Source organism: Moritella dasanensis ArB 0140 (assembly GCF_000276805.1).
Classification (GTDB): domain Bacteria; phylum Pseudomonadota; class Gammaproteobacteria; order Enterobacterales; family Moritellaceae; genus Moritella; species Moritella dasanensis.
Map to the genome: position 1 here is coordinate 123265 of NZ_AKXQ01000003.1, position 16252 is coordinate 139516.

Consider the following 16252-nt stretch of genomic DNA (forward strand, 5'->3'; position numbering starts at 1 on the left):
ATTTAACTATTTGTAATGTTATTATAAAGTATATTTGTAGTGTTATTATAAAATCTACTAGTGGTGTTATTATAATATATCCAATCAAATGTAAGACGTTGTTTAAACGGTCAGTTGGTTAACTTAAGGTATTCAAAGATGTTTCAACCGAGTCAATTTCAGCCGCAGTGGTGGATGCGTAATGCGCATTTACAAACCATGCTGCCGACGATTAATCTTCGCAATCTGGAGATACCGACACTTAATGAAAGGCTCGAGCTTGAAGATGGTGATTTTCTTGATCTTGCTTGGACCACGAAGCCAAGTATCGAGAATAATAAGCCGATTGTTATTATTTTCCATGGGCTTGAAGGATCTGTCGAGTCTCCCTATGTGAAAGGCATTATGCGGGCGGTCAGTGCGGCGGGTTGGATTGGATTGGTGATGCATTTTCGGGGGTGCAGTGAAGAATCAAACCGTTTATTACGCGCTTATCATTCCGGTGATACCAGCGATGCCAGTTATGTGATTGGATTAATTGCCAAACGTTACCCGAATGCGCCTTTATTTGCGGTTGGCTATTCACTGGGGGGCAGCGTACTCACGCATTATTTGGCTCAAACCGGTACAAAATCACAGCTGTTAGCGGCTTCAATTGTTTCTGCGCCATTGCTGTTAGCGGAAAGTGCAGAGCGGATTAAGAAAGGTTTTTCAAAAGCCTACCAACGTCGCTTGATTAAACGTTTACAAGCCAGTGTGGTACGTAAGTTTGAACATTTAGACATGCGTTCAGCGTTAAATATGACCACTGAACAAGTCAAAAAGCTCAATACTTTTGTTGAGTTTGACGATCGTGTGACGGCGCCATTACATGGCTTTAAAGACGCGTTAGATTATTATCGCCAATGCAGTAGTTTGCAGTTTTTGCACAAGATCCAAACCCCAACCTTATTTATTCACGCCGAGGATGACCCGTTTTTAACTAAAAAAGTGATCCCTCAGGTACAAGACATGTCTGCGAATATCGTATTTGAGTTAAGTCGTTACGGTGGTCATGTTGGTTTTGTCTATGGTTCAATCTTAAAGCCAAAATTTTGGTTAGAAGAGCGGATCCCAACGTGGTTTAATGCGTTTGCTCAAGGTAAGTGATAGTGAGTGAAAATTTACCCCATTAACCTTACCTTAATATGCAAGGTGTAAGGCCAATGAGGTGATACATTTATTTGACGATTAATACCGGACAATGGGCATGGCGAGTAACAGATTCTGCCACACTACCTATCAATATATGTTCTAAACCTGTGCGCCCATGGCTGGCGACGATAATCATATCGCAATCAAAATCAATCGCTGCTTGGGTTATTTCTGTTGATGGATGACCTTCTAATACCGCAGTATGCAATGGTATGCTCGGTTTAATCGTGCCGGTTAATTCATCCAATTTTTCTTGCGTTATTTTTAACATATGCTCGTGAATGTCACTTGGCGTGATCGCGAGTACTTGAAAGCTATCGAAGCCATGGATCTCATTAATTACACTGACTAAATGTAAAGTAGCATCATATTTTAATGCCATATCTGCCGCGTAGCTTATCGCTTTATTTGCTGTATCTGAAAAGTCGGTTGGGCAAAGGATATTGTTAATTGTCATGATGAGGCTCCTGGTTAAAATGAGACTAACTCAATAGTCGCGAAATAATGTAAATACACTATTAAATATACTCACTTGGGGCTAACAAACTGTTACTTAGATCATAAAATATAATTTAAATATTTTGTTGAACCCATTTTAGTATAGAACAAAGATATTTAAGTTTTGAATAGAGCTAAAGGCTAGATAAGTATTATTTTATAGGCAAATATGAAGTATAGATGGGTAACAAAATAGGATAGTAGAAAATAAAATAAAAACCAACAAAAGGAAGTAAGGAAGGAAATAGCAAAGGCCAACGAGCAATTACAGGGGTTCTTTACAGAACCATCGCTAGCCTAAGTTTAAGTACGTAATATTTAATGCCTTAGAATTGCATTGCCATTTCGTCAGTGCTGTCATCGTTTAAATTTTCGATAAATTCGATACTGACTTTACGATCTCTTGGGTATTGAATTAACTCACCAAGCTCCGAACTGGCGAGATCAGCACCAAATGATTGTACTTGGATATTATGTTCGTCAACACCTAACGCGATAAGTTGGTCTTGTACTGCGACCGCTCTTTGCTGTGCCAAATTCATGTTTAGTTCTGCTTGCCCACTTGGATCTGTATGACCTGACAATACGATACTGATGGTCGAATTATCTATTAAGTAATCTGCCAGCTGTGTTAATCGCGCTTGATTTGTTGTATCCATTGCACTTTGATTAACAGCAAACAGTAGATCTAGCTGTAATGCATCTAAGATCAGTTGTTCGTTTAACTCTTCGGTCTCTGATACTTGTTGTAACTGCTTATCTAAAATTAATACGTCTTGTTGTAACTGATTATTTTGTAATTCACTTACCAATAAATTCTCAGTTACCTGTTGGTTCTCAGCTGTTAGCTGGTCAGACTCAATCGATTTATTCCAGGTATTATTAATCCAATCGCCGGCTGCAACACCGAGTACCAAGCCAATTGGCCCACCTGCAATGGTGCCAACGATGATGGTTGATGAAAAAACCCCTGCTTTTTCCCAAGCCGTTAATGGTTCTTGTTCTGCTGCATTTGCAGAGATGCTCGTACACGCCATTGACGTAATAAGTAATGTTTTTGCGAAGATAGATTTTTTCATGGTCAGTTCCTTTATTGATGTAAGACTGCTTAACAAGCTATGACTCTATTAAAGCAACCAATAAAGGCTTTTTACTGCCAACAAAATGACAAGTTAGGTATCAATAATGACGAAAAATGACAGTGTTCGAAAACAGCAAATGTAACGAAACAAATTAATGTGTTAGTCATTCAAAGTACCATTGTCAGTACTATTTTCAATGCAATGTGATATTAAACGCGGATTAATTAGTGTCGATATCGGTTTTTTTGTTATTTTAATATACGGGCAATAAAGACATCGACATTGATGATAGAAAGGGATAATAGGAAGGGATGAATGAAGGCTTATACATTGAAAGTATTGTTTTGTAGCGTGATGGCAGGGTTATTAACGGGTTGTTCTACGTCTGTGGATGATTTAGTGGTACATCATAATCCTGACCTTGCGCTGCAGCAAGTGGATGGGCAGGGGTTACTGCGGGATGGAAAACAGTTGAATATTCAATATCTCGGTGTTGGAGGTTACTTATTTCAATATGGTGATGACAGTATTATGACTGCGCCTTCGTTTACCAATCCGAGCTTGCTGAGTGTGACACTACCCCTGTCAATTGCGGCCGATCACGACCTTATTGATAAATTATTACCGGCACCGGCAAAGCAGGCCGAATTCATTTTAGTGGGTCATGCTCATTATGATCATTTACTGGATGTGCCCTATATCATGCAGGAACACATGCCAACGACAACAGCCGTGGGTTCGACGACAATGAAAAATATTGTTACCGCGGTTATCGATGATAAACGTTTGTTGGATATCACTGATTATGCCGCGGATGGTCAACAGCCGGGCAGGTGGTTATATAACCGTAATAACACTATTCGTATTATGCCGATTAAATCCGATCATGCGCCACACTTTATGGGCATAAAAGTGATGTCAGGAAAGTATGATCAGGCGTTAACTGAATTACCAAGTACGGCTTATGGTTGGAAAGAAGGGCAGACATATGCCTACGTTATCGACTTTTTAGATAACCAGCAGCAACCTGTTTATCGTATTCATTATCAAGATGCAGCTAGTAACTCGCCAGATGGGTTAATGCCCGTGATGGCAGATAGTAAGGCAGTTGATATGGCGATATTATGTGTCGCGGCATTTCATCAGGTTGATGATTATCCCGAAGCCATTTTGCAACAGACGCAACCGGGTATGATAGTTATGGGCCATTGGGAGGATTTTTTTGGTAATAACATTTCTGATAATAGCAGTGTTGATAATCAACAAAACGCTGTAAAAGGAGTGCGAATGACCAATATCGGTGATTTTATCCAACGAGTTGATGCGGTTAAAGCTGACGGCGCTACAGCGTTATTACCAGCGCCATTTGCATGGATCTCTGCTTTTTAGCATCGCTACTCATTTAGTTTGAGTATAAACACTAAGTAAATTGGAATAACTAAGTCAGTGTCGGAAGTTTAAAACTAGGTATTAAGTTACGGCTAATGCTTTTAGCTCATTAGTGTCTGAATGATGGCGTAAATAGATTTATGCACGGCATTGAGTATGGCAATTAAGGTATGTTTACTCTCAGAAATGACAACGTGTCCACTTGGGTATGTTTAATTAAGTTCAACAATTTGAAGGTATTCCGTTGTTGTGGCTGGAGCCACTAGAGAATACTTATTTTAGTTTCGCTAAATGGAGTTAGCACCAATGACTAAGAAAACACTTTCTAATAATATCTCTTTACTTGCTGCATCGGTAGCTTTCGCGCTGACAGCGGGTACCGCTCAGGCTAGCATGGGTAATTTAGGCACCACATTTGGTTTATCACCTGTTGATATTGCCTCTGCTCAATCTTTCTCTTTATTCAACTCACAATCATCAGCAGCGTATTACAATCCATCTGCACTAGCCACTGCAGGCAAAGGTGAGATGTATGTCGGTTTATTATCAGCAACGCCTGATATTACTGCTGGTGAGCAAACATTTGATGAAGCAACGCAACCAATACTTGCTGGCATGAATGTTAATGTCACCAATCTGTTTAATTTTTCTTACCCAATATATTTTGGTTTGATTGCTGGCATTGAGAATTACGGTACCGAGATGATGGCATTTAGCTCGTCGACATCAGAAACGGGTCAGTTAGCCAATTATGGTGAGAAACCACTGTTTGTTGCAGCGTCAGGTTCTATCCAAATTGTACCTGGTTTAACGATTGGTGGTGGTGCGCAAGTTTCTTTACATGCAGATGCGGCGATGAATTTAGAAAGTGAACTCGATGGTACTGCAGCGGGTAATGAAAGTGTCGCGATCGCGGCTGAACCTGTTATTACCCCAATCGCGGGTATCACCTTAGATTTAGGCCGTATGCTATGTGGAACCGCGGCGAGTTGTTCTGGTAATGGTATTACCTTTGCTGCGGCTTTCCGTGGTGAAAGTTATGGTCAAGCAAACATTAAAGCGGCTGCCACGATTACTCAAACAGTGACGGACCTACCGATTAATCTATTAACGTATGATGCATATCAGCCAGATATCATTTCTGCCGGTGTGCGTATTAAAGCGGGGATGGTTAGCTTTGCCTTCAGTGCAGAACAACAAAACTGGTCTGATTTAAATGCATTAATGTTAAACGACACGGTGAAAGATCAAGCCAGTGTTGGCTTTGAAGATATCATCATTCCACGCGCAGGTATGGAACTTAACTTTAACGACACCGTTAAAGTGATGGCGGGTGCAAGTTATGAGGTCTCACCATTAGACCCAGAAAAAGCAACATTGGATGTGAACTACTTAAGTGCAGATAAATTGGTTGTTGGTGCAGGTATATCATATTTTCATAAAGGCACGGGTTTAACGGCTTACCCTTGGCAGATAGATCTAGCGTATCAGTTACAAGTACTTGATCCAACAAACCACACTATTACTCATCAAGACAGCGCAAATAACTCTTCAGTTGAATTGGAAGGCACTGTATCAACGATATCTCTTTCATTCGCGACTAAGTTTTAAGGCGGTCTTATGCAGACAATTAATTCTCGTTTAAATACTTTCTTCAAGTACAGTCTAGTAGCATCGGCGATTTCACTTGCTGGTTGTGGTGTTGAATTACAAGAAAATGAACAAGCTGAAGTAGTCGCGCTTACCGCTGAAGAAAGTCGTGCGGCATTAGCTGAACGTCGAGCACAAAGCCTATTTGACGCTCATGAATTTTATTCATTCCCATCAAACGGCCAAGCAGATGTTGCTGTTAATACTTCGGTATTGTTGTCATTCTCGCATCCGTTAGATAGGTTTGTTGCACACGAATTTGCTTTAACAGACAGTGACGGTACTGTTATTGACGTGACATCGGTTGAAGTGACTGAAGGCAGTTTTGCCACAGACTCTAATAACCCACAAGCCAATGGTTTAGCATTTAAACCAGCACAAGCACTTAAAGCGGGTGAGCTGTACACTGTCACTTACGCGGTTGGTTTGATTAACGAAGCTGATGGCGATAATGAACTTACTGCAGAGCGCACAGCGCAAGATCCTCTGACGTTCACTACTCGGTTAGCGAAAGATTCGGCTAATTTTGCTTTGGATGCGAATGGTTTTTTCCCGAGCGATGATTTACCGTTTACAACATTCACGACATTACGTCTACGCATGACTAATGATGTTGATACCAAGACATTAATCGCAGGTGATACGTTTAAGTTTCAAAAAGTAGGCACAAGTGAGCAAATTAGCGGTTATTTGATTGCTAAAGGGCGTTATGTCACTTTTGATCCCGCGGTCGATCTTGATGTTAATGCCAGCTATGAGCTTATCGTCAGTGATGGCGTTAAAGACATGGCGGGTAACCGTTTTGCGGGCTTAGAAAAAACCTTCACGGTATTAGATTCTGGTGATCATGCGTTTAAACCAATGAACGTTACCATGAATGATAATAACCAGGCATCGCCTTATTCTGGTGAATTGACCAATGCGGTAACGATTAAGTCGGTACTGATTGGTGGCAACGATACCACTTATGTTGATTCAGACTTAGTGACTGAATTAGCGAATTTAGGTAGCTTTGATGATGCTGCACCACTGGTTATTCGTAAAGGCTCTATTTTAAATAGCTCAAGCCTAACAGTGAAAGTGGGTGGCGAGTTCCCAACTGGTTTCGATACCGGTAATATTCGTATGACGAACATTTCTGATGCCACAGGTTATTTAATTAATAACAACAGCTCAGACCATAAGTATGCACCAAAGCAATTACATCTGTTTATGGATGTTGCCATGACTACCGATGGTTATGACGAAGACGGTAAGCTTAACGGTAAAGCCAATGGCGGCTTAAGCCAGAACATTATGCATCTTGAATTGATGGGCACCGTGAGAACGGAAGGCGCTAAGATGATTATTGATGCCGTCAGTGAAATTGATGTGAAAATTTTGGGCGTGGATAATGCCCATGCGCAAGTATCATTCCATATGGAATCGTATACAGCGGATGAAACACCAGATGCAGCGGTTGATGTTCAATCTTCTCAATTCCAATCTGCTTATCCGGCAGAGAACATTACTCACTTTAGCTTAGGTGACAATGTTACGGTTACCTATAATGAACCACTTGAGTTATCGTCACTCCAGAACTTAGTGCTTAAAGATGAAAACGGTGATGCTGTTGAGACGTTTATTTCACAGGATGGTTCGTCTATCGTTATTGATCCTATAGCAAGCTTATCTTCTGCAACCGAGTACACCATAACTGGTAGTATTAAAGATTTAGCAGGTAACCCTGCATATGTGCAGCAAACATTTACCACGCCTTATAAAGCCCAAGCATTAAGACAAACATCTCCTATGGTTGAAGGCACTGTTCCTGGCTATACCTGTGCCTTAGTTGACGCTAATTATGCTAATGATATTGCCGGACGTTGTGACGGTGGATTAGCTGATGATGATAAATTTAATATCTTTAGTTTACAGGCCGACCGCGACATTTTTATTGCCTTTAGCCAGCCAATTGATAAAGCAAGTTTAGTGCTAGGTGATAGCTGTGATGCTGGTTCATTCCGTGTGGAAATTGTAAATAGCGCGGGCGTTTGTCAATCAACGGTTCCGGGTGTGATGAAATATGATAATAAAATATTAACTTTCTCACCAACAAATAATTGGCAAGACCAAGGTGACAATGTTTATCAATACTCATTAATCTCACAAGAGAATGCAACTAAAGAAGGTGTTGATTGTACTAATGGCTCAGCCATCTGTAGTGATGCGGGTTATGCATTGCAGACGACATTACTGAAAGAGTCGAGTGCTGAAGACCAAGGCGGTCCTGATATTCGCATTCCGTTTAGGGCTGCACCAGTAGACAAATTTGTATTTAATCCGCTGATGATGCCAACGACGGACAGTAACCGTGATTACCGTTGGAATGAAGGACAAGAAACGTTAACCAGTAACTATGCAAAATTAAGAGTAAAAGAGGGTAGTTTTGGAGGTTTACTGACAGCGGCTCAAACGGGTTGTGCCATTGGCTCTAGTTGTGATGAAAATTATTCGAAGACTTTTATTAGTGCATTTATGCCAACAGAAGTGGGGAAGTACGATGCTATTAATAATCGAATTCCGGTAACGATTCATGCTCAGCAGATGATTTCATCTGATGTTTATGTACAAGCTAAATTAATTGGCATTATTGACTCGGATACGCCGACTGGCACTATGATTATGCGTCCGCGCTATCCTATAGTTGATGGGAAAACAGTAGTACCAACGGGTTATATTATTTGGAACGAAGACACAGAACAGCTTAATTTCATTATTGAACTTGATGTGTATATGGACTCGCCAAATATGCACGTAACCTTAGACTTATCACATAACTTACACAGTTATCCAATCACAATGGACCTGCAAGGGCCAATCGAATTTTTAGATGATGGTCGTATGGAAATTAGTTTATCCAATAAAAACAATATCGATATTGATGTGAGCATTGGTGGTGGGAGTGCAACAATGACGCTTGAGCTCGTACCTGGTGCTGTTTCATTAAGGCAGATATCATTACCGATGAAGTAATACTTGAATCGTCATTTAGATAGTCACTAAAGTAAAGGCCGCCCATTTTTATTAATATAAATGGGCGGCCTTTTGCTCTTCCAATTTTACTCTTTCCATCGTTATTTTTTCAATTCAATCCGCTTGGCCAATCGGTGCAGGTTGCCCACATCGATAGAAAGCTGGCGTGCGGTTGCCGCCCAGTTCTGATTATTTTCTTTGAGTGCGTTACTGATTAACTGTCGTTGAAATTGTTCGGTCGCGTCACGTAAATTATCCACGGGTATCGTGGTGACGGGGTGTGTCGCTTGCTCCGTCGTATCTGCTACTTCAATGGGTAAATGCTCAATCCTAAAATGTGCAGGTTGCAGTATCACTAATTCATCTTTAGCTTCTGCTCTGGCGAGAATTGCAGCGCGATTAATGCTGTGTTCTAACTCGCGAATATTCCCAGGCCAGGGATAACTCATCAGTGTATTTTGGCAAGCAGTACTTAAACTCAAATGGCTTAATTGCAACTTGCTGCGACAACGTTCCATAAAGAAACCAGCCAATAATAGAATGTCCTCACCGCGTTCACGTAAAGGCGATACCATAATCGGAAAGACACTGAGACGATGATAAAGATCCGCCCTAAATCGACCTGCAAGTACCTCTTCTTTTAAGTCTTTGTTGGTTGCAGCTATGATACGCGTATCGACCTTTAAATTACGGTCATCACCTATACGTTGTAAATCACCATATTGTAGAACCCGCAGTAATTTTGCCTGTAAGGTCAGGGTTAACTCACCAATTTCATCAAGAAATAAAGTACCTTTATCAGCTAATTCAAACTTACCGCTACGGTTACTGATGGCCCCCGTGAAAGCGCCTTTAACATGGCCGAACAATTCACTTTCAGCGATAGATTCAGGTAAAGCGGCGCAGTTAAGATAGATCAGGGGTTTATCTGCGCGAGACGATTGCTGGTGGATTGCCGTGGCGACTAATTCCTTACCAACACCTGTTTCACCTAATATGAGCGCGGTCATGTCGGTACTGGCTACAACGCTGATTTCTTTTTTTAAAGTTTGGACTTGCGCAGACTGACCGATAATTTCAGTGTTACTTTGCGGTTGATGTTTGGCTGGGTCTGACTCGGTCATCGCGCCCGCCACTTTTTCTAATTTATCCATCAATAACGCCACATTCAGTGTTGCAGCAGCAAGCGCGCTAACGGTACGCAGTTCATCATTACTGAAGTTATCAAACTGGTGCGGATTAAAACCATCGATAGTCAGTGCACCAATCAGGCGTTGATTTGCCATTAAAGGCAAGCCAACACACGCATGTACATGTAAATCACCTTGATGCGAAGTGATCAGCGCGTCGTAAGGGTCGGGTAGGTCGCTATCCGCTGGGAATCTAACCACATCACCTGCTCTGGCAATCGCTTCTAATCTTGGGTGTTCATTGATATTAAACTGCCTGCCTAATACATCTGCGCTTAAGCCATTAATTGCTAAGGGTTTGAAATGTTGTCCCTTAAATTCTAGTAGTGCAGATGCGTCACAGTTGAATAGCTTGCGCATAGTTGTTAACAAGCGTTCGAAACGATCTTGACTGGAAATATTGGCGGTTAAATCCAAGGCAATATGGATAAGGTCTTTGGTATCATGTTGCATTGTTATCATCATATAAAATACTGTCTTATCGACAGTGTATAGTCATAATGACAATGTGTAAAGGTAGTCATTATGACAGTGGTTATAATGCGGACCCAATAAAATCAACCACTTAAAAGTTGGCACGGTAGATGCAATTACTAGAGTATATAAATTCGTTAACTCTTTAATTGGAATACAATATGACTATTCATGTGAAAAATAATATCTCTTGGGTTGGACAGCGTGATTGGGAAGTACGTGATTTTCACGGCACTGAATTTAAAACTGAGAAAGGCACAAGTTATAATAGTTATCTGATTCAAGAGGAAAAAACGGTATTAATCGATACGGTTGACCACAAGTTTTGTTACGAGTTTATCCAGCAATTAGAATTAGAAATTGACCTTAACAAAATTGATTACATTGTTATTAACCACGCAGAAGAAGATCACGCAGGTGCGCTCGCTGCATTGTTAAATAAAATTCCCAATACACCGATTTATTGTACCGAAAATGCCATCGATTCAATTGTCGGTCATCATCACCAGCCAGATTGGAATTTCAATGTGGTGAAGACGGGGGATAGTTTAGATTTGGGTAATGGCAAGCAGTTAGTGTTTATTGAAACGCCTATGTTGCACTGGCCTGATAGCATGATGACGTATATGACAGGTGATGCCGTACTGTTTAGTAACGATGCATTTGGTCAGCATTATTGTGATGAACGTTTATTTAATGATGAAGTCGATACCAAAGAATTAATGGATCAGTGTCTACGTTATTATGCCAATATTCTTACGCCATTCAGTGCGTTGGTTACCGCTAAGATTAAAGAAGTATTAAGCTTGAATGTACCTGTTGATATGATTGCAACAGCGCACGGTGTGGTATGGCGTGACAACCCAATTCAGATTATTGAGCAATATCTAACGTGGGCAGATAAATACCAAGAAGACCGTATTACTATTTTTTACGATTCAATGTCGAATAATACTCGGATGATGGCAGATGCGATTGCCCAAGGTATCCATGAGGTTGATAGTCAGGTTGCGGTGAAAGTATTTAATGTCGCACGTCATGATAAAAACGAAATCTTATCCAATGCCTTTATTTCTAAAGGGGTGTTAGTGGGTTCGTCAACGATGAACAACGTGATGATGCCGAAAGTCGCTGGCATGCTTGAAGAGATCACTGGTTTACGTTTTAAAAATAAAAAAGCGGCTGCATTTGGCAGTTATGGTTGGAATGGTGGTGCTATTGACCGCATTGAAAGCCGCTTAGAAGACGCTGGTTTTGAACGCTTCGAGAGTCTTAAAACGAAGTGGCGACCAGACGGTAAAGCAATATTAGAATGCCGTGAGTATGGACGCATGATCGCCAGAGAGTGGGCACTAACAAGCGCCCCTGCTACTGATGTATCTGCACCTGCTGCAAATCAAGCCGTCTTAGAACAAGCAGTACCAGAACAAGAGCCGCAAGCCGTTGAAGTCGTAAAGCCAATGCAAGACGGCGCTGTCGTGCAGTTTAGTCCAGATACTTCGATGTTATGTACAGTTTGCCAATGGGTATACGATCCTGCCCAAGGTGAGCCGAATCAAGATGTCGCACCCGGTACAGCATGGTCAGAAGTACCTGATTATTTCCTTTGCCCTGAATGTGGTTTAGGTAAGGATGTATTTGAAGAAATAAAAACCAAGAAGGCGGTAGCATGATTGATGCTAATGAAAAATGTATTGTCATTATAGGTAGTGGCTTTGCTGCCTATCAATTAGTTAAATCAATTCGTCGCACAAGTGCAGATCAAGCAATTATTATCATCACCGCAGGTAGTGGTGATGATTATGTCAAACCAGAATTAAGCCATGTGTTTAGCAAGAAGTTGACGGCGCAAGATATGGTTAAGCAAAGCGGCTCTGACTTCGCCGCGGAATATAATATTACCCTGATGAACCATACCCGTGTTGATGAAATTAATCGTTTAGAGAAGACGGTGAGTTGTCAGGGTATCGACATTGCCTACGAAAATTTGGTACTAGCCACGGGGGCGCAATCGTTTGTGCCATTTGTAGAGGGTGATGCAGCGAAAGACATTATTACGTTGAACAGCTTGGATGAGTATCAGCTGTCACAAGATAAATTGGCGCAGGCTAAATCTGTATTAGTTGTTGGCGCGGGGTTAGTGGGTACTGAAATCGCGATGGACTTAGCCATTGCGGATTATAAGGTGATATTAAGCGACCGTGCTGATGCATTACTACCGAGTTTACTGCCTGAATTTGTGTCATCTCAGCTTTACCAAACCATGAGAAGACAAGGGGTGGAATTACAACTGGGTAATGAGCTCAGTAGTATGACTAAAACAGACACCGGCGTTGCGGTTAGCTTTAAGAACGGCCATACCGCCAATGTGGATAGTGTGTTGTGCGCAGCAGGTTTGAAACCCAATACGGCGTTAGCAAGCCAAGCTGGTTTAGCAGTAAATCGCGGTATCGTGGTTGATAAGCAATTAAAAACTAACGACCCGTCAATCTTTGCCCTAGGAGATTGCGCTGAGATTGATGGTAAACATTTAGCCTTTTTACAACCAATCATTCTCAGTGCTAACGCGTTAGCGAAAACGCTCAACGGCACTGCTACTGAAGTCATGTTTCCGGCGATGTTAGTCAAAGTGAAAACACCGTTATACCCGATGCAGTTAAGTGGTAGCACGACGGCAGCTGATACAAATTGGCAGATCGATATGACAGCATCAGGCATGACGGCAAAGGCTTATGATAGCGCAGAGCAATTAATTGGTTTTGTGGTGACGCAAGATCATATGAAAAATGCCTTTCCGCTGCTTAGAGCATTGCCTGCAAATACTTAATAAAAAACAAAGTAGGTCTTTGTCTATAAGGCCTTAAAACTTGTATGATTAGGAGAATATTATGTCCCATCAACGTATTCCAGCAAACTGGAAAATTCAACGTTCAACCCCATTTTTCACTAATGAAAATGTACCGAAGGCGTTACTCAGTCATCACAATACAGCTGAAGATGTTTTCGGGCAGTTATGTGTGATGGAAGGGGTGGTGACTTATTTTGGTTTTGCCGATAGTGAAGCAACAGAACCTGAAATAAAAGTAGTGATTGAAGCGGGACAATTTGCAACGAGTCCTCCGCAATATTGGCACCGTATTGAATTAAGCCCTGATGCGCAGTTCAATATTAATTTTTGGTCTGATAAGGATAAAACGGATCAAGCTTTATATCATAAAAAGTAACTGGCTAAACTGCGATGAAAGTTGCTTAAGGCTATTATCTAAAATAATGAGAGGCGGTAACAACAGACGGATTGCATTAGTCGGTTGTTACGCTTATTCGTTTAAACGATACTATTTATATACAAATATTTATATACAGATATTCATATGCCGATATTTATAAACCGACGTTTGTAAATAAATTATAAATAACGTGCCTGCAAATGCGCTTTAAAGTGCGCTGGATTTAATGTTTCCCCAGTGGCTTGCTTCACTAAGTCGTTAGTACTCAGTAGTGACGCATTTTGCCAAATATTGGTTTTAAGCCAAGTGAAGATAGGTGATAGGTCGCCGCTAGTAATAATGGCAGATACATCCATTTCTTGTTTAATCGTTGTCATAAACTGCGCTGCATACATAGCGCCTAATGTATAAGACGGGAAGTAACCAAAGCTACCGTCGGTCCAATGCACGTCTTGCATACAACCGTTTCGGTAATTACCTTTGGTATTCACACCTAAATATTGCTGCATTTTCAGTGCCCATAACTCTGGAATATCATCTACTTCGATATCACCATTCATTAATGCTTGTTCAATTTCATAACGTAGCATGACGTGCGCAGGGTAAGTCACTTCATCGGCATCAACACGGATGAAATCAGGTTTTACGCGGGTATAACACTGGCTTAAGTTTAATGGGTTATAAATAGCTGTATCTGTGCCACCGAATGCTTGTTTAATTTCTGGCGTTAGCAAAGTTAAAAACTCTTCACTACGACCCAATTGCATTTCAAATAACAGACTTTGGCTTTCATGAATACCCATTGAACGCGCTTGGCCAACAGGTAAGTGGTTCAATGCTGTAGGTAAGCCTTGTTCATAACGTGCATGACCGGTTTCATGGACAACGCCCATTAAGCTTTGAGTAAAGTCATCTTCTTCGTAACGCGTAGTAATACGTACGTCTGAAGATACGCCACCACAGAATGGGTGCGCTGATACATCAAGACGGCCGTGGTTAAAATCAAAGCCTAAAATGCCCATCGTTTTCAAACCTAACTGTTGCTGTGCGGCAATCGGAAAGTGACCGGTTGGCATAATAACCTTGTCTGATTTTTGTTTTTCTTGTGCAGCTAGCGTTAGTTCTGGTAACCATGATTTAACGTCATCAAAGATCGGATCAAGCTGTGCGCTCGTCATGCCTGGTTCGTATAAATCCATCAAGGCATCGTAATTACTGCAGTTGTTAGCTTGTGCGCGAATGCTGGCTTCTTCACGTGATAACTCAACGACTGTTTTTAAGTTTTTAGCAAAACCAGCCCAGTCGTTTTCTTTACGTTGGGTACGCCAAGCGTGTTCACATTTAGAACCTGCTAACGATTGAGCTGAAACTAATTCTTCAGGCACGATGTTAGCTTGCTGCCAGCTGCGATCTATTTCCGCTAGGCTCGCTTGTTGTTCTGTCGATAATTGGTCTGACTGCGCTTGTTTAATTAAATCGGCAAGTTGTGGTGCTGTGCTTTGCTGGTGGATCATGACTGCAAGTTCAGCCATCGCTTCTGAGCGTGCTTCGTTACCGCCCGCAGGCATCATCGCCGCTTGATCCCAACCACAGATAGACGATAAATGGCTTAGGTTATGGATCTTTTTAAAATGTTTAGATAGCTGATCATAAGCTGATTTTTTTGTCATGTTCATTCCAAAGTAGGATAAGAGGAAGGGAGAATACTAACCAGATTTGGCTAAAATGTTGTCTAATACTCTAAAGGGTAAAATACGTTTTAACAAGGCAAATAAATAGGTCGGAAAGGTCACGTAATAACGCACCTTGGGTCTGTTACTTTCAATCGCATGAATCAGCGCTTTGGTGACGGCTTCAGGTCCTAGCGTCAATTTATTGCTGACATCTTTTTTGCCCAAGCGGCTGATTTGTTGTTGGTAGTCTTTGGCATGCACGCTGTTTTCGATATCAATGTTTTCCTGAAAGGCAGCTAATGCATTGGCTCTGAACTGACTCACAATAGGTCCTGGTTCAATTAATGATACCTTGATTGGCGAATCTCGCAGCTCTAAGCGTAGCGTGTCAGTGAGACCTTCTATCGCGAATTTACTGGCGTTATAGGCGCCGCGATATTTCATTGCCACCAAGCCCAATACTGAACTGTTTTGGATGATGCGACCACGACCATTGGCGCGCATTAACGGAATGATTTGGGTGGTTAATTCGTGCCAACCAAATACATTCGCTTCAAACTGTTTACGCAATGCATCAGTCGGTAAGTCTTCGACCGCACCGGGTTGACCATAAGCACCGTTATTAAACAGTACATCAATCTTACCCTCGGTGAGCTTAGATATATGCGTAACTGCCGCAGTGATTGATTCTGTCGAGCTTAAATCCAGCTGTACACTTTCAAAACCTTGGCCAATTAAAGCGCTTACGTCTGCGGACTTTCTTGCTGTTGCAAAGACACGATAACCTGCGGCTTTAAGTGTCACTGCAGCGTGATAGCCTATCCCTGTTGAGGCGCCTGTGATTAATACTGTTTTCATTCAGTCGTTCCTTTGCACACTTT

At 41.5% G+C, this 16252-nt stretch carries 12 protein-coding genes; 7 read left to right on the forward strand and 5 right to left on the reverse strand.

Annotated features, from left to right (window positions below; translation table 11 throughout):
- The first annotated feature begins 138 nt into the window (after window positions 1-138).
- Window positions 139-1128 carry a hydrolase gene (locus A923_RS0103480; protein WP_017220260.1) on the forward strand — a complete coding sequence of 330 codons (990 nt, stop codon included), beginning with the start codon at window positions 139-141 and terminating at the stop codon, window positions 1126-1128.
- A gap of 70 nt (window positions 1129-1198) precedes the next feature.
- On the opposite strand, the gene A923_RS0103485 is transcribed toward A923_RS0103480, so the two are convergent.
- A complete protein-coding gene (locus A923_RS0103485) occupies window positions 1199-1630 on the reverse strand; it encodes a universal stress protein (RefSeq protein WP_017220261.1) in 432 nt (143 codons plus the stop codon).
- 367 nt (window positions 1631-1997) lie between these two features.
- Window positions 1998-2750 carry an OmpA family protein gene (locus A923_RS0103490; RefSeq protein ID WP_017220262.1) on the reverse strand — a complete coding sequence of 251 codons (753 nt, stop codon included), beginning with the start codon at window positions 2748-2750 and terminating at the stop codon, window positions 1998-2000.
- A gap of 318 nt (window positions 2751-3068) precedes the next feature.
- On the opposite strand from A923_RS0103490, the gene A923_RS0103495 reads away from it, so the two are divergent.
- The 3 genes from A923_RS0103495 (at window position 3069) to A923_RS0103505 (ending at window position 8807) form a co-directional block, all read left to right on the forward strand.
- Window positions 3069-4142, forward strand: a complete 1074-nt coding sequence (locus A923_RS0103495) for an MBL fold metallo-hydrolase (RefSeq protein WP_017220263.1) — start codon at window positions 3069-3071, stop codon at window positions 4140-4142.
- 306 nt (window positions 4143-4448) lie between these two features.
- Window positions 4449-5753 (forward strand): OmpP1/FadL family transporter, encoded by a 1305-nt coding sequence (locus A923_RS0103500; protein WP_017220264.1) that lies wholly within the window; start codon window positions 4449-4451, stop codon window positions 5751-5753.
- Window positions 5754-5762: 9 nt separating this feature from the next.
- Window positions 5763-8807 (forward strand): Ig-like domain-containing domain, encoded by a 3045-nt coding sequence (locus A923_RS0103505; RefSeq protein ID WP_017220265.1) that lies wholly within the window; start codon window positions 5763-5765, stop codon window positions 8805-8807.
- Window positions 8808-8908: 101 nt separating this feature from the next.
- Here the strand turns inward: A923_RS0103505 and norR are convergent, their stop codons facing one another.
- Complete coding sequence (gene norR, locus A923_RS0103510; RefSeq protein WP_033197535.1) at window positions 8909-10462, reverse strand: nitric oxide reductase transcriptional regulator NorR; 1554 nt, start codon at window positions 10460-10462, stop codon at window positions 8909-8911.
- 170 nt (window positions 10463-10632) lie between these two features.
- On the opposite strand from norR, the gene norV reads away from it, so the two are divergent.
- The 3 genes from norV to A923_RS0103525 all read left to right on the forward strand — a co-directional run bounded on the left by norV (window position 10633) and on the right by A923_RS0103525 (window position 13695).
- Complete coding sequence (gene norV / locus A923_RS0103515) at window positions 10633-12144, forward strand: anaerobic nitric oxide reductase flavorubredoxin (RefSeq protein WP_017220267.1); 1512 nt, start codon at window positions 10633-10635, stop codon at window positions 12142-12144.
- Window positions 12141-13298 (forward strand): NADH:flavorubredoxin reductase NorW, encoded by a 1158-nt coding sequence (gene norW, locus A923_RS0103520; RefSeq protein ID WP_017220268.1) that lies wholly within the window; start codon window positions 12141-12143, stop codon window positions 13296-13298. The genes norV and norW overlap by 4 nt, the downstream gene beginning before the upstream one ends.
- A gap of 61 nt (window positions 13299-13359) precedes the next feature.
- Window positions 13360-13695, forward strand: a complete 336-nt coding sequence (locus tag A923_RS0103525) for a TehB family protein (RefSeq protein ID WP_017220269.1) — start codon at window positions 13360-13362, stop codon at window positions 13693-13695.
- Between the two features lie 182 nt (window positions 13696-13877).
- On the opposite strand, the gene A923_RS0103530 is transcribed toward A923_RS0103525, so the two are convergent.
- Entirely contained in the window at window positions 13878-15368 is a 1491-nt protein-coding gene (locus A923_RS0103530; protein WP_017220270.1) for a carboxypeptidase M32, read from the reverse strand.
- A 36-nt stretch (window positions 15369-15404) separates the two neighbouring features.
- Window positions 15405-16229 (reverse strand): SDR family oxidoreductase, encoded by an 825-nt coding sequence (locus A923_RS0103535; protein WP_017220271.1) that lies wholly within the window; start codon window positions 16227-16229, stop codon window positions 15405-15407.
- Window positions 16230-16252: the final 23 nt, after the last annotated feature.